The following is a 22,155-nucleotide window of genomic DNA, read 5'->3' on the forward strand; positions in this document are numbered from 1 at the left end:
CGGACGCCCACCATCGAAAGGGGCGCCGACCGGTGCTTCAACTCCCCAGCTCGGAGCTGGTGCTCGCACCCGGGCACGCCGTCGAATGGCGTGTGCACACCTCCGCCGCACGGACCGCCGCACCGCGCGGCACGGCCGGACCCGGTGTCCCGGAGCCGTCCCGCCCCCTGCCCTCGTACAACCAGGAGTACCACTTCGGCGCGTTCGCCCCTCCGGCCGGCGAGGCCGGGGCCGGGGGCCCCGAGCGGAACGGGAGCCGCACCGACTCCTACGCCGGGACCTTCGAGATCCGGGGCGGGCTCGACCGCCCGGCGCTGGAGGCGGCCCTGCTCCACTGCGTGCGGCGCCACGCGGCGCTGCGCGGCGCGTTCCGCCCGTCGCCCGGCGGTCTCGTCATCGAGATCGCCGCGCCGCAGGACGTCAAACTCGAACCGGTCGACCACGGGCCGGTGGTCTCGGCCGCAGCGGCCCGCGCCCACGCGGAGCGGTTCCTGCGGGCCACCGACACCCGCGACGGCCCCTGGATCGTCATGGGCGCGATGGTCCGCGAGGAGTCGACGACGGTCCACTTCGCCTGCGACCACCTCGTGACCGACGGCACCTCGATGATGATCGTCCTGAACGACATCGCCACCGCCTACGAAGCCTTCGCGTCCGGCCGCGAACCGGACCTTCCCGAGGCGGGGAACTTCGCCGACCACAGCCGGGTGGAACGGCAGCGGACCGTGCCGGTGCGCGCCGACGACGGCGCGCTGGACCACTGGAGGGGCTTCATCGCCCGCAACGGCGGCCCGTTCCCCCGGTTCCCGCTGGACCTCGGGATCGAGCCCGGCACCGGCGGTCCCGCGCGCAACACGACCGACACGCTGCTGGACGGCTCCGGCGCGGCGGCCCTGGAGGCCCGCTGCCGGGAGGCCGGTGCGAGCGTGGCGACCGGTGTCCTCACCGCCGTCGGCGTCGGCATGAGGAAGCTGGGCGGGCCCGAGGTCCACCGCACCCTGGTGCCCGTCGGCACGCGCGGTCGCGGGCGCCACGCGCACAGCGTGGGCTGGTTCGTGAACCTTCTCCCGGTCGAGTTCCCGGTGCCCGAAGGGGCGGACCTCGCGCGGACCGTGGGAGCCGCCCGGGACGCGTCGACGCGGATGATCCGGGGCGGCCGGGTCCCCTTCGTGGCCGTCCTGCGGCTGCTGGCCCCCGAGCACTACGCCCGCCCCTGGCCCCACGCCGTCAACTTCTTCTCGTACATGGACTTCAGGGACGTCCCCGGCGCGGACCGCCACGCCGACCGGGAGGCCGGTGTGTACACCTCGGTCCCCGCGACGAACGGCATGTTCCTGTGGCTGCACCGCACCCACGACGGCATCCATCTGAACACCGTCCACGTGGACAACGCGCGGGCCCGCCGGACCAAGGCGGCCCTCGTCGACGCCCTGACCCGGACGCTGGAGAACATGGCCGCCCACGGCACCCTGTGAGCCGCCGCCCCCGGAGGGGCGGCCGTTGGGAGGGGAGGCCGCCGGGGGCGGGCCGGTTCGGCGGCGGCTCGTGGCTCACCGGCCCGTGACGGACCCGTGCGTGACGGACCGGCCCGTGGCTCAACGGTCCATGGCTCACCGGTCCGTCACGCCGGGTGGGCGGCGGCGGTGAAGACCGGGACCGTGACGCCGTCCTCGCCCGTCCGGAAGCGCACCACCAGCTCCATCCCGATCCGCAGGCCGTCCTCCGGGACGTCCACGACCTCCGTCATCATGCGCGGGCCCTCCGCCAGGTCCACGACCGCCGCCACGTACGGGACGCGGTCGCCGAACGGCGGGAGGTCGTTGCGGTGCACGACCGACCAGGTGTAGAGCGTGGCCCGCCCCTCCGCCGCCACCCAGTGCACGTCCTCGCTCCAGCAGGACGGGCAGAACTCGCGCGGGTAGTGGTGCACGCGGTCGCAGGCGGCGCAGTGGCGCAGCAGCAGCCGCTCCTCGGCGGCGGCGTCCCAGTAGGGGCGGGTGAAGGCGTCGACGTCGGGGGTGGCCGTCATCAGAAGAGTCCGATCGCGTGGTCGAGGGACCAGGTCTGCCAGGACATCGCGAGGAGGGCGACGAGGGAGATCAGCGCCATCATCGCGTTCTGCCCCTGCTCGGCCCAGTCGTGGATCATCAGGACGAGGTAGAGGAGGTTGAGCAGCAGGCCGCCGACGAGGGCGACCGGGGTGAGGAAGCCGGTGACGAGGCCGAGCCCGAGGGCGAGTTCGGCGTAGACGACGACGTACGCCATGAGCTTGGGGCGGGGCGCGACGACCGCGTCGAAGCCCTTCCGGACCACGGGCCACCGGTGCCGCCCCGCGACGTCGGCGGCCCAGGCGATGCCCGTACCGCGCTCGAACCAGCCCTTGCGGTCCTTGTGGCGCCAGCTCTCCAGCCACCACAGGCCGAGGCCGATGCGGAGGACGGCGAGCCACTCGGCGCCGGTGAGCCAGACGGTCTGCATGTGCGCTCCCTCGGAAGCCTGATCTGACAGTACGTCAGTTCAGCGCAGGAGGACGCGGGGCGCAAGAGGCGGGGACACGGACGGGGTTCGGGACGCCGGATCGGACGGGACCCCGGGCGGGACCGGGGTCCGGGCGGGACCGGGGGCCGGGACGGAGCACGGGGGCCGAGGTGGGGCCGGGGGCTCTCACTGCCGGGCGCGCCCGGCCACTCCGAGCGCTCCGGCCACTTCCACCTCCCTGACCACTCCGGTCACTCCAACCGCTCCGACCGGACGCGGCTGTGGGCTGGATCACCGTTGAGGTTGACCTTGGGGCAGGGTGGAGGGTCGTCACATCGGCACGACGCCGAGCCGGGTACGACCGATGTGAAGGAGCACCATGTCCACCAGCGTTTCCCACCAGGGGCAGGACCGTCCGGAGCTGCGGAAGGCGGTCGAGGAGGTGGCCGGGTCCGGTTTCGCCGGCGTCCAGCTCCGGGTGGGCGACGAGCGGGGCGAGTGGGTCGGCGGCGCCGGGGTGCGCGAGCTGGGGCAGAGCGCCGGGGTGCGGACGGACGGACATTTCCGTATCGGCAGCAGCACCAAGAGCTTCGTGGCCGCCACGGTGCTCCTGCTGGTGGCCGAGGGCAGGATCGGCCTGGACACCCCGGTCGGCAACCATCTGCCCGAGTTCGGTCTCGACCGGCGGATCACGGTGCGGATGCTGCTCCAGCACACCAGCGGGATCTTCAACCACACCGGTGAGCTCTACGAGGACGGGACGATCGTGCGGGGGATCCCCTGGCAGGGCAGGGAGTGGGTGGACAACCGGTTCACGACCTATCCGCCCGAAGAGCTGGTCCGGCTGTCGTCGTCCAAGCCCGCGCGGTTCGCGCCGGGCACGGGCTGGAGCTACGCCAACACCAATTACGTGCTGGCCCGGCTGGTGGTCGAGAAGGTCACCGGTCATTCGTTCGCCGAGGAGCCGCGGCGGCTGGTCCTGGGGCCGCTGGGGCTGACCGGCACCGTGGCGCCGGGCGCCTCTCCGGAGATCCCCGAACCGCACAACCACGGCTACTACCGCTACGAGGAGGCCGGGAAGGAACGGACGGTCGACGTCACCCGCCAGAACCCGTCCTGGGTCGGAGCGGGTGGCGACATGATCTCGACCACCAAGGATCTGCACACCTACTTCTCCGCGCTGATGGGCGGCAGGCTCCTGCCGGCCGGGCTGCTGGCCGAGATGCGCACGCCCGAGGCGACGGCCGGCTACGGCCTGGGGATCTTCGCGCAGGAGACGCGGAACGGCACCCTCTTCCACCACAACGGCGCCGTCATGGGCTCGGCGGCGCTGATGTACGGCACCCGCGACGGCAGCAGGACCCTCACCGCCGGGCTGACCTGGACCGACGACGCCGACCTGTCGATCGCACCGGCGTTCCAGGCGGCCCAGGAGCGTCTCGTCGACGCCGTGTTCTGCGGCAAGCTGGGCTGATGCGCAACGGAGTGACGATCGGACAGGCAGCGGCATTCGTCGGCGTCACGGTGAAGACCGTGCGTCACTACCACAGGCTCGGCCTGGTCGCGGAACCGGAACGTGACGGCTCCGGCTATCGGCGGTACGGATCCGGCGAGCTGCTGAAGCTGGTACAGGTGCGGACGCTGGCCGCCGCGGGCGTGCCGCTGGCCGAGATCGGGCCCATGCTCGGCGCCGGTGCCGAGCGGTTCGGCGCCGCGCTCGCCGACGTCGAGCGGCGGCTCACCGAGCGCATCGACGAACTGGCCGCCCGCCGCGACACGCTGCACCGGCTCGCCGACGGCGACCGGGCCCTGCTGCCCGAGCGCGCCTGCGCGATCCTGGAGCGGATGCGCGGCCTCGGCTTCGGCCCCTCCTACGTGGCCGCGCAGCGCGAGGCCCTGGTACTGGCCCGGGCACTGGTGCCGGAGGGTTTCGACGGCTTCCTGACCCAGCTCGAACACGGGCTGGACGACCCCGAGTACATCGGCCTGACCCTGCGCGGCCAGGAGGCCGAGAGCTGGGAGCCGGACGACCCCAGGATCGAGGAGCTCGCGGCGGCCATGGCCGACCGCTACCTCGCCAACCCCGCCCTGTTGGGGGACCACGCCAGCCTGCGGGCATGGTCCAGGGCTTCCGCCCAGTACGAGCTGATCAACAACCACCGCGAGGACCAGGCACCGGTCGCGGCCCGGCTGACCGCGCTCACCGAGGCCAGGCTCCGCGCGGCGGGCGTCCGCGTCCCTCACCGCTGAGGTCCCGCACGCCCTCCCTCGCGACTCCACAGCCGACCGGCAGGCGGGGTGCCGGGGGCGAGCAGGCCGCGTACGGGTGGGAATGTGTGCCGACTCCCCCGTGGGCGGCCCCAGTTCCTGGCCGGAGTCACCCCCTCGGGAGCTCGCGTGATCGATTCGCAACCGAAACCCCTCCCCGTCGAGACCCACTCCGTGTACACGTCATTACGCTCAGCGGTCATGGCCTCCACTCCGCGCACCCGTCCCGGACCGCCCGCCCACCCCGTCTACGTCATCGGTGGCGGTCCCGGCGGGCTCGCGGTCGCCGCCGCGCTGGGCGCGCGGGGCGTCCGGGCCGTCGTCCTGGAGAAGACCGACGCCGTCGGCGCCTCCTGGCGCACCCACTACGACCGGCTGCGGCTGCACACCACCCGGCGCCTCTCCGGCCTCCCCGGGCTGCGGATGCCCCGCTCCTTCGGCCGCTGGGTCGCCCGCGCGGACGTCGTCCGCTACCTGGAGAAGTACGCCGAGCGGCACGAACTGGAGATCGTCACCGGCGTCGAGGTGCACCGCGTGGAACGCGCCGGGAGCGAGTGGCTCCTGCACGCCACCGGCGGACGACGGCTCACCGCCCGCGCGGTCGTCGTCGCCACCGGCTACAACCACACCCCGCGCCTCCCCGACTGGCCCGGACTCGACACGTACCGGGGCGAGTTGAGCCACGCGCGCGCGTACCGCAACCCGGAGCCGTACGCCGGGAAGGACGTCCTCGTCGTCGGCATCGGCAACACCGGCGCCGAGATCGCCGCGGACCTCGCCGAGGGGGGCGCCGCACGCGTCCGGCTCGCCGTACGGACCGTCCCGCACATCCTGCGCCGCTCCACCGCGGGCTGGCCCTCCCAGCGCTCCGGCATCCTCGTGCGGCGGCTGCCGGTCCCGCTCGTGGACCTGCTCGGGAAGCTGCTCGCCCGGGTCGCGGCGCCGGACCTCTCCGCGTACGGCCTGCCCCGGCCGGACACCGGTCTCGCCACCCGCCAGCGGGCGGGCGCGGTCCCGGTCCAGGACGTCGGCCTCGTGGCCGCCGTACGGACCGGGAAGGTCGAGATCGTGGCCGCCGTCGACGACCTCGACGGGCCCGACGTGGTCCTCGCGGACGGCACCCGGATCACCCCCGACGCGGTCGTCGCCGCGACCGGCTACCGGCGCGCCCTCGAACCGCTCCTCGGCCACCTGGACGTCCTCGACGACCGGGGCCACCCGCTGGCGCGCGGCGCCCGCACCCTCCGCCGGGCCCCCGGCCTCTACTTCACCGGCTTCACCAACCCGATCAGCGGAATGCTCCGCGAACTGTCCCTCGACGCCGAACGGATAGCCCGCCGGATAGCCCGGACCCGCCCGTCCGCGACCTCCTGACGGAACGGCCCCGCTGAGGCCCGCTCCCGTCCGGTGCTCCCCCGGACGCCGACGGCGGCGGTCCCCCGGTGGGGGCCGCCGCCGCTGGGGTCAGGGGGTGGTCAGGCCGCGGCGCCCTTGGCGGGGCGGATCTTCTGGGCGTCCACGACGGCCCGGTCCAGGATCGCGGTGAGCTCGGTGACCGTGCCCGGCTTCACACCGCCGAACTCCTTGACCTGGACGCTCCGGCTGCCGAGGTAGGTGAAGGTCGTCCGGTCGAAGACCAGCTCCAGGCGCTCGCCGTACTGCGGGTCCAGACGGGCGAGGGCGAGGCCGGTGCGGCCCGCCGCGTCCTGGGAGTTCTGGACGACGACCACACCGGGGATCTTCGCGGCGGCCCGGTAGAGCGCGGCGGCGGTCCGGGCCGGGACGAGCTGCTCGCCGATGATCGCCCTGATCTCCTGGAACGCCCGCTGGTCGCGGTCGCGCGGGCCGCTGCCCTTCGCGTAGATCGACTTCAGCAGCGCGTCGGGGTTGGTGGGCTGGGCCTTGAGCCAGTCGTACGACAGGTGGACGGGGGCCTCGCCGGGGATGTCCTTGCCGTTCACGGGCTTGGAGTGGGGGGCGTCGTCGCCGAGGGGGACACCGCCCTCGTCCTGGTAGCCGGGCTCGTCGAGCCAGCCCTTGCGCCCGTCGGGGGACTTCCAGACCTCACGCTGGTGCAGCGGCTGCACCCACGTCTTCTTCTCGCCCGTGTCGAAGTTGTGCGAGGCCGACATGAAGGAGACCTTGCTGTTGATGTAGATGTACTGGCCCGGCTTCGGCTCCGGGGTCGGCCGCTGGGTCGCGGCGTCGGCGATCCGCTGGACGGTGGAGACGAGCTGGACGGTGCTGCCCGCCTCGACCTTGACGACGGACGCTTCCACCAGGCCGGGCCTCGCGGGTCCGCCGCCCTGGGTCAGCGCGCCGACGGCGAAGACCGCGGTGAGCGCGGCGGCGGTGACCGGGACGCCGATCAGCAGGGCGCGGCGGACCGGGCGGGCCGGGGTCTTCGCCTCGGGTGCGGAGGTGCGGATCTCGTTCAACAGGTGCTCCTCGAAAAGCAGCTGACGGTCGGGCGTCATCCGGGGGGCCGACGGGGCCGGCAGCAGCCGGGCGAGCTCCGCGTGGTCCAGCTCCGGGTGGTCCAGGGGCTCGGTCCGCTTCCAGAACTTGCGGGTCATCCGTACGTCTCCTCATGCGCCTCGTACGACCGGGCCGCGAAGGTGCGGCCACCCTGTACTTGTCCGGGGCCGGGAAGCGGTTCCCGGTATTTTCTGAGTTCCTGTTCGGCGAGTTTGCGCAGTCGCGTGCGGGCGCGGGAGAGCCGCGAACGGACCGTGCCGACGGGGACGCCCAGTGCGGCGGCGGCCTCGGCGTATCCCAGCCCGGACCACACGCACAGGGTGAACACCTCGCGTTCGGTGCGGCGCAGCTTCTTCAGCGCCCGCTGGGCGGCGGCGAGTTGGTCGGCGTCGGCCATGCGTCCGACGATCTCGTCGGAGAAGTCCGGGACGGTGTCGCGGGCGGGCAGCCGCCCGAGGGCCGCCTGGTGACGGCGTGCGGCGCGACTGGTGTTGCGCAGTACGTTGACGGCGATGCCCATGAGCCAGGGGCGCGGTCCGGCCTCGTGGTCGAGGAGCCGCTCCCGCAGCCGCCACGCCTCCAGGAAGGTGAGCGAGACGACGTCCTCGGCGAGGGCGTGGTCACCGGTCACACGGACACCGTGCCGATGGACCAGGGGGGCGTGATCACGGAAGATCTCCCTGAACGCCTCGGGGTCCCCCGCGCGTATCCGGGCGTGCAATGAATAGTCCACGACCTGCCTTGTCCACCGGACGCCCCCGGTTCCGGTGACCTGCCTCACACGCGCCCTCGGCCGGCCCGCCCCCGCCGTACGGCCCCGGGGGCCGGTCGTCGAGGCCTGAAGCGTACGAGGTGCACCGCGCGGGCGGCCGCCGGTCCCACCGGTGACGAGTGACCCACTGCCAGTGATCTACGGCCTGCGGGCCCGGTGCGCGTGATCCATGCGTGTGGCCCGTTCGCCCCTGACCCGCGCCTCCCGGCTCCCGCCCGGCGCGGGCGGCGGCCAGGCGTCGGCGCCGGTCGTCCCGTACGCGACGGGGCTTTTCGTACGGCCCCGGTCCCGCCGGGGTGCCGAACGGGCCCCGCCCGGCCCCGTTCCGCGCCCCGGAACCGCCTCCGACCGTCCCGGGACGGCATCCGGGACGCTTTCCGCGCTCCTTCGCTCATCCCCCGGGGCCCGGCGCGCGTCCTCCCTCCCGCCCTAGTGGTCTAGACCTATCGACAGGGGGCCCGGCGGCCCCCGAAGAGGGACGGAAATGCGACGTCACACGTGCGCCCGGGGAGACTGCGAACTGATCCTCACCCGGCCCGACCCACGACTGCGGCCCGGAGTCGTCGGCTACTGCCTCTACCGCCTGACCGGAGACGGCCCCCGGCAACGGATCTTCGCCCCCGGCGGCGCCGTCTCCCTCTTCCTCGGCCTCGACGGGGAGATGTCGGCGGGCCACACGGGACCGGACGCCCCCGTCTCGCTCCGCCGGTCCTCCGCCTTCTACGGCCCCCACCTCCACCCCAAGCTCCTCGGCCACCGGGGAACCGCCGAGGGCGTCGAGATCAGCGTGCTGCCCTGGGTCGCCCGGCTGCTGTTCGACGCCCCCCTGGGCGACCTCGCCGACGCCGTCGTGGAGGCCGACGCCGTCCTCGGCCGCTGCCTCCCCTCCCTCGCCGAGAACCTCCGCTCGGCCCCCGGCCCCCGCGCCCGCTTCGACGTCCTCGACCGGCACCTGCTGCGCTGGACCGCCTGCGCCGACGCCGCCCGCGCCCCTTCCCCGACCGTCCTGCACGCCTGGGACCTCATCACCCGCTCGGCGGGCACCCTGACCGTCCGGGACATCGCGGCCCGCACCCGATGGAGCAGCAGACTGCTGGAACTCCGGTTCCGCGAACAGATCGGCCTCTCCCCCAAGCGCCTGGCACGGGCCCTGCGGATGGAACGGGCCATCGGCCTGCTCGCCACCGGCCGCAGCCAGACCGACACCGCGCACACCGCCGGGTTCAGCGACCAGCCGCACCTGTCCCGCGAGTTCAGGACCCTGACGGGACTGCCGCCCGGCCGCTTCCTGAACCACCTGGCCCCCGGCTGCGCCTGGCCGACCGTCGCCCAGGACAGCACCTCGTCCTTCGCATTCGTACAAGACCCGGCCGGAACCCCACGACGAGACTCGGACCACGACGGGACACCACACCCCGCGAACGCGCACCAGCACCAGCACCCATATCCGTACCCGTACCCGTACGTCTCCCTCGAGAGGAACCCGCGATGACCCGCGCAACGAACCGCCTCCTCGGCCGCGCCGCCGCCGTGACCACCGGCCTGGCGGCCGTGCTGGGCACGGCGCTCGCCGGGGCACCGACCGCGTCGGCGGTGGGCAGCTCCATCCCCAGCTACCTGACCGACAACAACTCCTGCATCGGGATCGACGGCAACGGCTACGCCATCCTGTGGAGCTGCAACGGCAACCCCGACCAGCGGTGGACGTTCGTCGCCGCCGGCGGCGGCTACGTGCGGCTCGCGAACGAGCAGAACGGCTGCCTCGACATCCCGCAGGGCTCCACGGCCCCCAACACCCAGGCCATCCAGTGGTCGTGCAACAACGGAACCAACCAGCAGTGGAAGGTGGAGAACCTCCCGAACAGCAGCTTCCGGCTGCGCAACCGGAACTCCGGCCTCTGCCTCGACGCGGCGGGAGCCTCCTCCGCCAACGGCACCCGTCTGATCCAGTGGGACTGCAACGGCGGCGACAACCAGCGCTGGCTGTACTGACCCCTTCCGGACGCCCGGGTCCCTTCCGGCCGGACCGGTCGAAAGGGACCCGGGGCCCTGGGCCGACCGGAAGGGGCCCGGGGCCCGGGACCGACCGTAAGGGACCCGGGGCCCGGGACCGGCTGGAAGGAGGCCGAAGGAACCGAAAGGACCCGTCCGGCCGGACGATCGGCACCCCACCCGTACCGTCCGTTCACGCTTCCCCGCGCACAACCATTCCTGACAGACTGTCAGTTCGGTAATCTGACTAAGCGTCAGGTGTATACGGATGGGTGAAGGGCGGGCGGAACACATGCTTGGATCGACTCACGGCACCTTCACGGCCGGACTCCGCGCCCGTGTGGTCGCCTGCGGGGAGCCGGACCGCGAGGCCGTGCACGGCACCACCGCCGCCCCCGGCGACCTGGACGTCAGCGGACGCCCGCTGCACGCCCCCGTACCCGACCTCGACCGCTTCTTCCGGCCCGAGTCCGTCGCCGTCGTCGGCGCCTCCGACACCGAGGGCCGCCCCAACACCGGCATCACCCGGCAGCTCCTCGCCTGGGCCGAACGCGTCGGCGCCCGGCTGGTGCCCGTCCACCCCACCCGTACCAGCGTCTTCGGGATCGACTGCGTCCCGTCCGTCGCCGCCCTCACCGAACCCGTCGACCTCGCCGTCCTCCTCGTCGCCGACCCGCTGCCCGTCATCGAGCAGCTCGCCGACACCAAGGTCAGGTTCGCCGTCGCCTTCGCCTCCGGCTTCGCCGAGACCGGCGAGGCGGGCGCCGCCGCACAGGAACGGCTCGCCGCCGCCGTGCGCCGCTCGGGGCTCCGCCTCCTCGGCCCCAACACCAACCTCAACGCCTTCGAGCACTTCCGCGAGGACCTCGAAGGCCCCGCCGTCGCCCTCATCACCCAGTCCGGCCACCAGGGACGGCCCGTCTTCTCCCTCCAGGACATCGGCGTCCGCCTCTCCCACTGGGCCCCCACCGGCAACGAGGCCGACCTGGAGACCGCCGACTTCCTCTCCTACTTCGCCGGACGCCCCGAGGTCGGCGCCATCGCCTGCTACGTCGAAGGGCTCAAGGACGGCCGTTCCTTCCTCCTCGCCGCCGACCGCGCCGCCCGCAACGGCGTGCCCGTCGTCGCCGTCAAGGTCGGCCGCACCGAGACCGGCGCCCGCACCGCCGCCTCCCACACCGGCAAGCTCACCGGCGCCGACCGGGTCGTCGACGCCGCCATGCGCCAGTACGGCGTCATCCGCGTCGACGGGCTCGACCAGCTCCAGGACACCGCCGCCCTGCTCGCCCGCGCCCGCCGCCCGCAGGCCGACGGCGTCGTCGTCTACTCCATCTCCGGCGGCACCGGAGCCCACTTCGCGGACCTCGCCACCGCCGCCGGACTCCGGCTGCCCACCCTCACGGAAGCCAAGCAGGACGAACTCCACACCTGGATACCGGAGTACCTGAACGTCGCCAACCCCGTCGACAACGGCGGCCACCCCGTCGGCGACTGGCGCGGCCGGAAGATCATCGACGCGATCCTCGCCGACCCCTCCGTCGGCGTCCTCGTCTGTCCGATCACCGGCCCCTTCCCGCCCATGAGCGACAAGCTCGCCCAGGACCTGGTGGACGCCGCCGAGGCCACCGACAAACTCGTCTGCGTGGTATGGGGTTCCCCGGTCGGCACCGAGGACGCCTACCGCACCACCCTCCTCGGCTCCTCCCGCGTCGCCACCTTCCGCACCTTCGCCAACTGCATCGGGGCCGTGAAGTCCTACCTCGACCACCACCGCTTCACCGCCGCCTACCGCTCCCCCTTCGACGAGGCCCCCCGCACCTCCTCCCCCTCCTTCCGCAAGGCCCAGGCCCTCATGCGGCCCGGCCACCGGCTCAGCGAGCACGCCGCGAAACAACTCCTGCGCGCCTACGGGATACGGGTCCCCCGCGAACAGCTCGTCACCAGCGCGGCGGCGGCCGTCCGCGCCGCAGGGCTCGTCGGCTACCCCGTCGTGATGAAGGCCTCCGGCGCCCAGCTCGCCCACAAGACGGAACTCGGCCTGGTGAAGGTGGGACTGACCTCCGCCAGCCAGGTGCGGGACGCCTACCGGGAACTCACCGACATCGCCCGCTACGAGTCCATCGACCTCGACGGCATCCTCGTCTGCCAGATGGTCGGGCGCGGGGTCGAGATGGTCGTCGGCGTCACCCGCGACGACCTGTTCGGCCCGACCGTCACGGTCGGACTCGGCGGGGTCCTGGTGGAGGTCCTCGACGACACGGCCGTACGCGTCCCGCCGTTCGGGGAGCAGGAGGCCCGCTCCATGCTCGGCGAACTGCGCGGCCGGGCCCTCCTCGACGGCGTCCGGGGCGCCCCGCCCGCCGACGTCGACGCCCTCGTCGAAGTGGTCCTGCGCGTGCAGCGCATGGCCCTCGAACTCGACGGCGACCTCGCCGAACTCGACATCAACCCGCTGATGGTGCTGCCGCGCGGCCAGGGCGCGGTGGCCCTGGACGCGCTCGCCGTCTGCCGACAGGAGCCCCTGGCATGACCGCCGACCCCGCGCACACGGACCCTCAGCACTCCGACGGCCCACCGCACACCGACCCGCAGCACACCGGCGACCCGCAGCACACCGACGACCTGCTGCACACCCTCGGGAACGGCGTCTCCCGGATCGTCCTCAACCGCCCCGAGGCGATGAACGCGGTCACCTGGGACCAGCGGGAACGGATCATCGCCCTGCTCGAAGCGGCCTCCGCCGACCCCGCCGTACGGGCCGTGGTGATCACCGCCACCGGACGCGGCTTCTGCGCGGGCGCCGATCTGCGGGGCGCCCCCGCGACCGGCGAACGGACCGCCGGGGACGTCACCCGGACCATCCGGCGCGGGGCCCAGCGGTTCATCGGAGCCGTACTGGACTGCGAGAAGCCGGTGATCGCGGCGGTGAACGGGACGGCGGCGGGGATCGGGGCGCACCTGGCGTTCGCCTGTGACCTGGTCCTGGCCGCCGAGTCCGCCCGCTTCATCGAGGTGTTCGTCCGGCGGGGTCTGGTCCCGGACGGGGGCGGGGCGTATCTGCTGCCCCGGCTGATCGGGCCGCAGCGGGCCAAGGAGCTGATGTTCTTCGGGGACGCGCTGTCGGCGGCGGACGCGCGGGAGTGGGGCCTGGTGAACCGGGTCGTCCCGGCGGAGGACCTGGAGAAGACGGCGACGGAATGGGCGGAACGCCTCGCCCGGGGCCCGACCCGGGCCCTGGCCCTCACCAAGCAGCTGGTGAACGCGGCCCTGGACACCGACCGGGCGACCGCCTTCGCGGCGGAGGCGACGGCACAGGAACTCAACATGACGACGAGGGACGCCCAGGAGGGCGTGGCGAGCTTCGTGGACCGCCGGGAGGCCCGCTACCAGGGGAGATAGTCGCGCGACGAGTGTCGGGGGCTGCCCGTAGGGTGTGACGCGCATATGACACACACCGCTCCGGGGGGAACGGAAACATGCTCCATTCCGCGCGTTCGCGCAAAAGATCCAGACGCTCGCCCAGGACCGCGCTGCTGGTCCCCGCCCTGCTGACGGCCCTACTGGGCCCGATGCTCCCGGCGGGGACGGCGTTCGCGACCACGGGACCGGGAGCGGGAGCGGCCACGGGACCGGCACCGGCATCGGCCACGACGTCGGTCCCGGCGCCCGCCACGGCCCCGGCGAGCGGCGCGCCCGCGCCGGAAGCCCCGGCCACGACGGCCCCCGCGCCCGAGCCGACGGCCACCACCTCGGAGGAGCCGACCGGCGAGCCCGCGCCCGAACCGTCGCTCACCACCGAGCCGACGCCCGAGCCCACGCCGACCAAGGCCCCCTGCCCCGCGCTGCCGCTCGCACCGCTGGGCGATCCGGGCGACGCGGTCAGGGACGTCACCATCGAGGGCGACGGCACCGCGTGCTTCACGGTCACCGTGGAACGGCCCGGCACCCACCGCCTCGCCATCGACGGCAGCCACGACACCTACCCGGCGCTGTACGCGGGTGAGGATCAGGTCACCTGCCAGACCTGGTCCTACAAGGAGGCCTGGTGCGACCTGGCCGCGGGCGCGTACACGCTCCGGCTCACCCACCATGCCTGGGGGACCGCCAAGAACCGGGTCGCCCTCGTCCCGCTGATGAGCAGCACACCGGGTGACTGCCCCGCCATCCCCGGCACCGGGTACGACACCGCGCCGGTCACCGGCACGGGAACGGGCGCGCTCGGCGTCGTCTGCCACTCCTTCACCGCCGCTCCGGGCGATCGGATCACCACGGAGCTGCAGCGCGTCAACTACGGCGAGTCGGCGCAGTGGGTCTCCGACGAGACCGGCGGGCGCCTCTGCGTGCAGCGCAACGAGGACGGCTCAGAGGGCTGCGTCCTGCCCGGGGGGAGCCGCGGCTACCGGGTCTACGGCATCGTCGAGGACGAGTCGGACGGCACCCGCGCCCCGTACACCCTGACGGTCCGGCGGCTGTCCGACCCCGCGGGCTGCGCCACCGTCGCCCCGTCCGTCTACGGCACCGCGCCGGACCGGTCCGGGCCCGCTACCGGCTGCAAGACCTTCACTCCGACCGTGACCGGCGGCTACGACGTGCGGTCCGTGAGCGAGAGCGGCCAGCGCGACAAGGTCTCCGTGTACGAGCGGGACGGCACCTACGCCTGCCGCGGCTACGAGAATCTGTGCACGCTCACGGCGGGCAGGACCTACACCGTCCTCACCGACCAGGCCGTCCAGGTCCTGGGCCGCACCTCCACCAGCGGCTGCGTCGGCGGGGTGACCCTCGCCACCCCGTACCGGGGCACGTTCTCCGCCCCCGGCGAGGTGGACTGCCTGAACCTGGCGCTGCCCCCGGGCGCGCACCTCGCCGTCCAGTCCGACCGCACCACCGACATCACGGTGTACGACGCGAGCGGCGTCGAGCAGTGCCTCAACGCCACGAACCTGTGGGACGCCACCTGTGTGCTCGGCGGCACCGCCCCCTACCGCGCGCTCGTCACCGACGAGGACATGACCGAGGGCGGCGACCGCTACGGACTCGTCGTCCACCGGACCGACGCACCCACCGCCTGCCCGGCCTTCGCCGCCGCCGACTTCGGCGCGGTCCCGGCCCGGTCGGTCATCAGGACCGGCGGCGGAGTCTTCGCCGGATGCCTGACGATCCCCGCCACCGCCCACTCCTCGATGGAGGTGTTCCAGATCAGGCAGGGCGCCGGAGGCTCGTACGCCGAGGCCGTCGTGGTGGACGCCAAGGGCAGGGTCAGCTGTGAGATCCGCAGTTACCACGGCACCTTGTCCGCCTGCGACCTGACGCCGGGCCTCGCCCACACGGTCCTGGTCCAGGGCCGGGACGTGAAGGCCGAGACGCTGCTGACCCGACAGGACGTCACCGCCACCGCGCGCGGCTGCGTCAGCACCCCGGCCGTCGCCGTCGGCGGCCCGTCCACCGGAGGTGTCCCGGCCGCGCCCGGCACCTTCACATGCCACCGGGTCACCACCCCGGCCGCCGGGGACACCCTGCACCTGGACGTGCGGGACGGGAACGATACCGTCCGGCTCATGGCCTTCGACGCCAAGGGCGAGGTGGTGTGCGACTACTTCTCCAGGGGCTGCGCCACCAGCGGCTCCGCCGCCTACCAGGTGCTGCTCCACGTCCCCGTGGGTGGCACCGCACCCACCGCCTACCGTCTCGACGCCGCCCGGATCGCCACGCCGACCGGGCCCGCCCCCGGGTGCGCGAAGGTGACGAACGTGAGCTACGGCTTCGGTCCGCTCACCGGCACCCTCACCGAGCAGCGAGCGACCCAGTGCTGGGCGCTGCCGACCGCCGAGAACGACCGCTTCAAGGTGGCGTTCGGTCCGGCGGGCACCTTCGAGACCATGCCGCGGCCCCGGATGTACGACGCCGTCAGCCGGGTGGACTTCTGCCGCGGGTGGTACACCGGCGAGGGCCAGATCTACCAGTGCTCGCTCTCGGGCTCCCATGCGAAGGCGGCCAAGCCGACCACGCTCGTGATCGGACTTCCGGAGAAGCCCGCGCAGACCTCCCTGCCGGTCCGGGCGCAGTTCTCCTGCGACAGCTTCCTCTGCGGCACCGACGAGCGTTCCATCGGCACCGTGGGCCCGGCCACGGTCGGCCGGGGGAAGATCTCGATGACCGTCACCGGTTCGGCGCTGCCCGACTCGGCCAAGGTCGTCGTGACGAACGGGTCCTTCCGCGCCGAGTCCACCACCCTCTCCGTCGCCCCGGACCGGCGCGGCATGACGGTGGGCCTGGACCTCACCCGGGCCCCCCTGGGCCCGCTGGGCGTCAGCGTGATCATGTCGGGCACGCAGTACTCGATGCCCTCGGTGACCGTCGTCGCCGCCCTGCGCAACACGGCCGTGCCCGGCTACTCCGGTACGGCGGCCGTCGGCGCGAAGGTGACGGCGAAGACCGGGTCGTGGTCGCTGCCGGTGACCTCGCTCGCGTACCAGTGGCGGGCCAACGGGACCGCGATCGCGGGGGCCACGGCCGCCACGTACACGATCCCGGCCGCGCTCCGGGGCAAGCAGCTGACGGTCGCCGTGATCGCGCGGAAGACCGGGCACCCGACGCTCACCTCGGTCAGCGGCTTCCTCGTCGTGAAGGGCGCGGCGCCGAAGGCGACCAAGGCCCCCGCCCTCACCGGGACCGTCAAGGTCGGGCGGACGCTCACCCTGAACCGGGGGACGTGGACGCCCGCGCCGACCTCGTACGCCTACCAGTGGTACGCGAACGGGCGGGCCGTCGCCGGGGCCACCCGGGGCACGTTCACCCTCACCAAGGCGCAGCGCGGCACGAAGATCACCGTCCGGGTGACCGCGCACCGGACCGGGGACCTCTCGGGGGTCGCCTGGACCCGGGCGAGCGGGGCGGTCGCGGGCTGATCCCCCACCGGGGGGACCGGACGGCCACGGGCTGATCCGCTCCCGGGGAGACCGGACGGCCTGCGGGCCGGTCCGCTTCCCCCTCGTCCACGAAGCCCCCGGGGCGACGGAACCGTCCGTCGCCCCGGGGGCTTCCCATCTGACGAGTCGTCAGTTTCAATGGGCGGTGTGATGGGACACGCGGGGATGGCGGCCAGCGCCGTCCGACACCTGAGAGCGGCCGGTTCGCCGACGGCCGTGGAACCACTGCCCCGGCCCGTGCTGCGCGCGGTACGGGACGACGAGCGACCGCCCCTCGACCCGGCCGAGTTCCGCCGCGTCCTGGGCCACTTCGCGAGCGGCGTCACCGTCGTGACCGCCCTCGCCCCGGAAGGACCGGCCGGATTCGCCTGCCAGTCCTTCGCCTCCCTCTCCCTCGACCCGCCGCTCGTCGCCTTCATGGTCGCCCGCACGTCCACGACCTGGCCCCGGATCGCCGCCGCGGGCGCCTTCTGCGTCAATGTGCTCGGCGCCGCACAGGACGGACTGTGCCGGTCCTTCGCCGTCAGCGGCGCCGACAAGTTCGCGGGCGTCGACTGGGCCCCCGCCCCGGTGACCGGCGCGCCCCGGCTGACCGGCGCGCCCGCCTGGATCGACTGCGCGATCACCGCCGTCCACACCGGCGGCGACCATCTGATCGTGGTCGGCCGCGTGGAGGCGCTCGGCGCGGCCGGGGCCGGGGACCCCCTGCTCTTCCACCAGGGCCGGTTCGGCCGGTTCAGCCGCCTCGACGGCTGAGACGGGCCGGTACGGGCGGTCCCCCGGCGAGCGTCGGCTCAGACCGTCACTGCCACCGTCACTGCCACTGCCACTGCCACTGCCACTGCCACTGCCACTGCCACTGCCACCGTCACCAGGCGTCCTCGGCCGCGAACAGTTCCCGTACCCAGTGGGCGCTCGCCTCCCGGCTGTCGGCGAGCGGGGTGCCGGGGAAGAGACGGAACCAGGAGCCCGCGCGGCCCAGCGCCGCCAGCCGTACCGCGAGGAGCGCCGCCCCGCGCAGTTCCCCGGCCGAAGGACCCAGGTCCGCCCACGGCTCCAGATACGCCTCCACCAGCGGGGCCACGGCACCGGGGCCGTACCGCTCGGCCACCGCCCGCACCGGGACGAGGAGACTGCCGAAGGGGTGCGCCACACAGGCGTCCCCCCAGTCGAAGAAGGTGAAGCGGCCCGGTGCCGGGGCGAGGATCTGGCCGTCGTGCAGGTCGCAGTGGTCCAGCGAGTCGGGCACGCCGTACGCGTCGAGTTCCGCGCACCAGTCGACGAGCAGGGACCGCCGCCCCCGCAGCGCGGCCCGCTCGGCCGCGTCGAACAGCGGATTGCCCTCGACGAGCGCGTCGAAGACCTCCGGCAGGTCCCGCGTCCGGGCGCCCGGCACCCCGAGCCCCACCATCCGGTCCGCGTACGGCAGCAGCCGCCGCTGGGTCCGCGCGTACCGGCCGACCGCCGCCGCCCACTCCGCCGGGCCCGCCGCCCCCGCGTCGAGCACCTTCCGGAACAGCGGCCCGCCGTCCGGCAGCAGCGTCCAGCCGCGCTCCGCGTCCACCGCGAGCGGCGCCATCACGTCCTGCGGCACCCACTCCGCGAGCGCCTCGGAGAGCCCCGCCTCGAAGGAGTTGGCCGGCGCACCCGCCTTCAGCCAGGCCGCGTCCCGCTCGCCCTCCCCCGTACGGAAGCGCACCAGGACCGACCAGGGGCGCACCCGCACCTCGCGCGGCCCGGTCGCGGTCCTGCCGTGCGCGGCGAGTTCCCGCCCGGCCCAGCCGAGGGCCTCCCGCCGCCACTCCCGGTCGTCCCAGGGCGTCACCGCGTCCGGGTACAGCCCCCGGTCCACCACCGTCTCGGGCTCTCCACTCGTCCTCATCGCCCGATTCCACCACCGGCGTCCTGCCCGGCGCACCGGATTATGGGGGGGGCTCAGGCGGCGATCACGCCCGTGCTCAGGCCGACGCCCCCGAGGGCCAGCGTGCCCAGGACCGCGAGGGTGCCCCAGTACAGCAGGCGCACGAACCAGCCCCGGCGGGCCGGGCGGGTCAGCAGGACCGTCACCGCCAGGACCGCCGCGCCCACCGGCCAGGCCCACCATCCGGCGAACGGGACCAGGAGGGCGCCCGCGGCGCCCGCGAGCGTCAGCTGCCAGCCGATCGGGCACCCGCCCGCCTTCCGCGCGAGGCCCTCGCCGCCCAGCACGGCGGGCAGGACGACCGCCGCCGACACCACGACCGCCGCCAGCAGACCCAGCAGCGTCACGAACGGAAGCCCGAAGAGCTGGAGCGGACTGAGCAGCGACCCGTCCTCCGCCGGCCGCCCGGCCTCGCCGAACACCACCCCCAGGACCATGAACAGCGCGCCTTGCAGCGCCAGGGCCAGCACCGAGACCCTCACCATGCGGGCGTACGTGCGCCCTTCGACCGGACCGCTCATCGCGATCACCCCCTGAGGGTCATCATGCTCCCGCCATGACCGGCGACTGTGCCCGGGGCCGCCTGATCACCAGCGCCATCAGCGCCGCCGCCGCGCACAGCGCGCCCGAGGCGTACCAGACCACGTCGTAGCTGCCGAAGACGTCCCGGGCGAGCCCGCCCGCGAACGCGACCACCGCCGCGCCGACCTGGTGGGAGGCGAGCACCCAGCCGAAGACGATCGCCGAGTCCTCGCCGTAGTGCTCACGGCAGAGGGCGATCGTCGGCGGGACCGTCGCCACCCAGTCCAGACCGTAGAAGACGATGAAGAACACCATCGGCGGCTGGACCGTCGGCGCCAGCAGCATCGGCAGGAACAGCAGCGAGATCCCGCGCAGCGCGTAGTAGACGGCGAGGAGCCTGCGCGCCTCGAAGCGGTCGGTGAACCAGCCCGAGGCGATCGTCCCCACCACGTCGAACACACCGATCACCGCGAGCAGTCCCGCCGCCGCCGTGACGGGCATCCCGTGGTCATGGGCAGCGGGCACGAAGTGCGTCTTGACCAGGCCGTTCGTGGAGGCCCCGCAGATCGCGAAGGTGCCCGCGAGCAGCCAGAAGGGGCCGGTGCGGGCCGCCTTGAGGAGCACGCCGACCGCGCGCCGGGCGGCGCCGGGCACGGGCGCGGGCTTCTCCGCGTACTCCCCGCCGTACGGGGCGAGCCCGACGTCCGCCGGGTGGTCGCGCAGCAGCAGCCACACGAACGGGACCACCGCGAGCGCGGCGAGCGCGACCGTCACGGCGGCGGGCCGCCAGCCGTGGTGTTCGACCAGCCAGGACAGCAGCGGCAGGAAGACGAGCTGCCCGGAGGCCCCGGCGGCGGTGAGGATGCCGGTCACCAGACCCCGGCGGGCGGTGAACCAGCGGTTGGTGACGGTCGCCGCGAAGGCCAGCGCCATGGAGCCGCTGCCGAGCCCGACGAGGACGCCCCAGAAGAGGACGAGCTGCCAGGCGGCCGTCATCCACACGGTGAGCAGCGATCCGACGGCGATGACCGTCAGCGCGACGGCGACCACCCGGCGGATGCCGAAGCGGTCCATGAGGGCGGCGGCGAAGGGGGCGGTGAGTCCGTAGAGGGCCAGGTTCACCGAGACGGCGAAGCCGATCGTGCCCCGCGACCAGTCGAACTCGGCGTGCAGGGGCTCGATCAGCAGACCCGGCAGGGAGGCGAAGGCCGCCGCCCCGATGATCGTGACGAAGGTGACCGCCGCGACGAACCAGGCGCGGTGGACACGGGCGGTGCGGGTGGTGCGGGGTGTCCGCCCGTCGGGCGTACGGGCGGGCGTCTCGGTTGTCTGGGCCATGCCACGAGCATCCCGGCCCGCCCGGCACCGGACCATTGGCCCGAATGACAGCTTTCGAACGGATCGGGACACGGGACCGGGGCCCGCCGGGCGGGCGGGGGCACAGGACGGGACCCCGCCGGGCCGCCGGGCCCTCCCCCGCTCATCCCCCGCCCTGGTCCGTCCCCCTACACCCGTGGCAGCGTCTGCACCCGTGGCAGCGTCCTGATCGGACGGACCACCAGCAGCGCGCACACCACGAGTACCGCGATGCCCGCGCCGGTGAGCAGGACCGCCTCCGTGCCGACCAGCCCCGCCACCGGGCCCGACAGGGTGCGGCCGACGCCCATCATCAGGAGCGAACCGGCCACGTCGTGCGCGTGCATCCGGTTCAGCGCCTCCTGCGGTACGTGCGTCTGCACCGCCGTCGACCACATCACCAGCCAGAACGCGAAGGCCGCGCCGCCGATGAACTGGCCCGCCCCGAGCAGCGCCACGGGCGCGCCGAGCCCGAGCAGCACGAGGCCCACGGGGAGCCCGAGGAGGGCGACCGCCCCCGCCGCGAGCGGCTTGCGCGGGCGGACCCGGAGCGCGAGGAGACCGCCGACGGCACTGCCCGCCCCGTTGACGGCCATGAGCACGCCGTACGTGGCCGCGCCGTGGTCCTCGGTGACCAGGCTCGCGGTGAGCGGCACCATGGGCCCCGCGACGGTCAGCCCGTACACCGTCCAGATGGAGATGACCCCCCAGAGCCACTTCCGGGCGGTGAACTCCCGCCAGCCGCCGACGAGTTCGACACCGAGGGAGGCGCGCCGGATCGAGTCGGAGGGCAGCGGGGCCATCCGCAGCAGGACGAGGCAGAGGGCGCTGGCCGCGAACGTGGCGCCGTTGACGGCGAAGGCGGAGCCCGCGCCCCAGAGGGCGACGAGCAGACCGGCGGCGGCCGGTCCCGCCATGGTCATGAGGGCTTCGGCGACGCGCAGCACCGCGTTGGCGCGCTGCACGTCGGGGGCTATGCGCGGGATCGTGGAGGCGACGCCCGGCTGGAAGAGGGCGGCGCCGACGCCCATGAGGACGGAGAGGGTGTAGACCGCCCACAGGGGCGGGCTGCCGAGGGCGAAGGAGACGGCGAGGACGGCGGCGCCGGGCAGCCGCAGCAGATCGGCGAGGATCATCATCCGGCGGGCGGTGAACCGGTCGGCGAGGACCCCGCCGAAGAGGACGAAGAGCGCGAAGGCGGCGGTCCAGCCGCCGAGCGCGTAACCGACGGTGGCGCCGGAGTGCCCGGCGCCGAGGAGTCCCGCGGCGAAGGCGACCGGGACGGTGCCCTCGCCGAAGACGGCGACCGCGCGGGCGACGAAGAAGAGCCGGAAGTTGCGGTTCCACAGTGCGGGCGGCTCGGCCGGTACGGGAATCCGTTCGGCGGCCTCAGACTTGTACGTGTTGTCCGTCACGGACACGAAGAGCTACCAGTGACTGGT

Annotated in this window: 18 protein-coding genes; 10 read left to right on the forward strand and 8 right to left on the reverse strand. The window is 73.8% G+C overall.

Annotated elements, in window-relative coordinates; all coding sequences use genetic code 11:
* Nucleotides 1-32 precede the first annotated feature (32 nt).
* Nucleotides 33-1,475 carry a condensation domain-containing protein gene (locus tag ACIRQY_RS06665; RefSeq protein WP_403922697.1) on the forward strand — a complete coding sequence of 481 codons (1,443 nt, stop codon included), beginning with the start codon at nt 33-35 and terminating at the stop codon, nt 1,473-1,475.
* A gap of 146 nt (nt 1,476-1,621) precedes the next feature.
* On the opposite strand, the gene ACIRQY_RS06670 is transcribed toward ACIRQY_RS06665, so the two are convergent.
* On the reverse strand, nt 1,622-2,029 hold the full coding sequence (locus ACIRQY_RS06670) for a Zn-ribbon domain-containing OB-fold protein (protein WP_403922698.1): 408 nt from the start codon (nt 2,027-2,029) through the stop codon (nt 1,622-1,624).
* A complete protein-coding gene (locus ACIRQY_RS06675; protein WP_403922699.1) occupies nt 2,029-2,478 on the reverse strand; it encodes a DoxX family protein in 450 nt (149 codons plus the stop codon). The genes ACIRQY_RS06670 and ACIRQY_RS06675 overlap by 1 nt, the downstream gene beginning before the upstream one ends.
* 379 nt (nt 2,479-2,857) lie before the next feature.
* Here ACIRQY_RS06675 and ACIRQY_RS06680 point away from each other — a divergent pair, with 379 nt between their 5' ends.
* From ACIRQY_RS06680 to ACIRQY_RS06690, 3 genes are all read left to right on the forward strand, one after another.
* A complete protein-coding gene (locus tag ACIRQY_RS06680; RefSeq protein WP_403922700.1) occupies nt 2,858-3,952 on the forward strand; it encodes a serine hydrolase domain-containing protein in 1,095 nt (364 codons plus the stop codon).
* Entirely contained in the window at nt 3,952-4,728 is a 777-nt protein-coding gene (locus tag ACIRQY_RS06685) for a MerR family transcriptional regulator (protein ID WP_351780978.1), read from the forward strand. The genes ACIRQY_RS06680 and ACIRQY_RS06685 overlap by 1 nt, the downstream gene beginning before the upstream one ends.
* A 219-nt stretch (nt 4,729-4,947) precedes the next feature.
* Nucleotides 4,948-6,120 carry a flavin-containing monooxygenase gene (locus tag ACIRQY_RS06690; protein ID WP_403922701.1) on the forward strand — a complete coding sequence of 391 codons (1,173 nt, stop codon included), beginning with the start codon at nt 4,948-4,950 and terminating at the stop codon, nt 6,118-6,120.
* 101 nt (nt 6,121-6,221) lie between these two features.
* Here the strand turns inward: ACIRQY_RS06690 and ACIRQY_RS06695 are convergent, their stop codons facing one another.
* Both ACIRQY_RS06695 and ACIRQY_RS06700 read right to left on the reverse strand, forming a co-directional pair.
* Entirely contained in the window at nt 6,222-7,322 is a 1,101-nt protein-coding gene (locus ACIRQY_RS06695) for a CU044_5270 family protein (RefSeq protein ID WP_403922702.1), read from the reverse strand.
* A complete protein-coding gene (locus tag ACIRQY_RS06700; RefSeq protein ID WP_351780972.1) occupies nt 7,319-7,957 on the reverse strand; it encodes an RNA polymerase sigma factor in 639 nt (212 codons plus the stop codon). Before ACIRQY_RS06700 ends, ACIRQY_RS06695 begins: the two co-directional genes overlap by 4 nt.
* Nucleotides 7,958-8,480: 523 nt before the next feature.
* On the opposite strand from ACIRQY_RS06700, the gene ACIRQY_RS06705 reads away from it, so the two are divergent.
* The 6 genes from ACIRQY_RS06705 to ACIRQY_RS06730 all read left to right on the forward strand — a co-directional run bounded on the left by ACIRQY_RS06705 (nt 8,481) and on the right by ACIRQY_RS06730 (nt 17,670).
* Nucleotides 8,481-9,488, forward strand: a complete 1,008-nt coding sequence (locus ACIRQY_RS06705) for a helix-turn-helix domain-containing protein (protein WP_403922703.1) — start codon at nt 8,481-8,483, stop codon at nt 9,486-9,488.
* The gene (locus tag ACIRQY_RS06710) at nt 9,485-9,988 is read left to right on the forward strand and encodes an RICIN domain-containing protein (protein WP_351780968.1); all 504 of its coding nucleotides are present in this window, start codon (nt 9,485-9,487) and stop codon (nt 9,986-9,988) included. Before ACIRQY_RS06705 ends, ACIRQY_RS06710 begins: the two co-directional genes overlap by 4 nt.
* Before the next feature lie 292 nt (nt 9,989-10,280).
* A complete protein-coding gene (locus ACIRQY_RS06715; protein WP_403922704.1) occupies nt 10,281-12,518 on the forward strand; it encodes an acetate--CoA ligase family protein in 2,238 nt (745 codons plus the stop codon).
* A gap of 149 nt (nt 12,519-12,667) precedes the next feature.
* On the forward strand, nt 12,668-13,387 hold the full coding sequence (locus ACIRQY_RS06720; RefSeq protein ID WP_403922842.1) for an enoyl-CoA hydratase/isomerase family protein: 720 nt from the start codon (nt 12,668-12,670) through the stop codon (nt 13,385-13,387).
* A gap of 170 nt (nt 13,388-13,557) precedes the next feature.
* A complete protein-coding gene (locus tag ACIRQY_RS06725; RefSeq protein WP_403922705.1) occupies nt 13,558-16,893 on the forward strand; it encodes a hypothetical protein in 3,336 nt (1,111 codons plus the stop codon).
* A 159-nt stretch (nt 16,894-17,052) separates the two neighbouring features.
* Nucleotides 17,053-17,670: a flavin reductase family protein gene (locus tag ACIRQY_RS06730; RefSeq protein ID WP_351780962.1), complete on the forward strand. Its 618-nt coding sequence runs from the start codon at nt 17,053-17,055 to the stop codon at nt 17,668-17,670.
* Nucleotides 17,671-17,782: 112 nt separating this feature from the next.
* On the opposite strand, the gene ACIRQY_RS06735 is transcribed toward ACIRQY_RS06730, so the two are convergent.
* The 4 genes from ACIRQY_RS06735 to ACIRQY_RS06750 form a co-directional block, all read right to left on the reverse strand.
* Nucleotides 17,783-18,796, reverse strand: coding sequence for an aminoglycoside phosphotransferase family protein (locus ACIRQY_RS06735; protein WP_403922706.1), 1,014 nt, complete (start codon nt 18,794-18,796; stop codon nt 17,783-17,785).
* A gap of 53 nt (nt 18,797-18,849) precedes the next feature.
* Nucleotides 18,850-19,365 carry a hypothetical protein gene (locus tag ACIRQY_RS06740; protein ID WP_403922707.1) on the reverse strand — a complete coding sequence of 172 codons (516 nt, stop codon included), beginning with the start codon at nt 19,363-19,365 and terminating at the stop codon, nt 18,850-18,852.
* Nucleotides 19,366-19,378: 13 nt separating this feature from the next.
* Nucleotides 19,379-20,695, reverse strand: a complete 1,317-nt coding sequence (locus tag ACIRQY_RS06745; RefSeq protein ID WP_403922708.1) for an MFS transporter — start codon at nt 20,693-20,695, stop codon at nt 19,379-19,381.
* Nucleotides 20,696-20,862: 167 nt separating this feature from the next.
* Nucleotides 20,863-22,134, reverse strand: a complete 1,272-nt coding sequence (locus tag ACIRQY_RS06750) for an MFS transporter (RefSeq protein WP_403922709.1) — start codon at nt 22,132-22,134, stop codon at nt 20,863-20,865.
* Nucleotides 22,135-22,155 lie beyond the last annotated feature (21 nt).

It is taken from the genome of Streptomyces sp. NPDC101490, assembly GCF_044767145.1.
Taxonomy (GTDB): domain Bacteria; phylum Actinomycetota; class Actinomycetes; order Streptomycetales; family Streptomycetaceae; genus Streptomyces.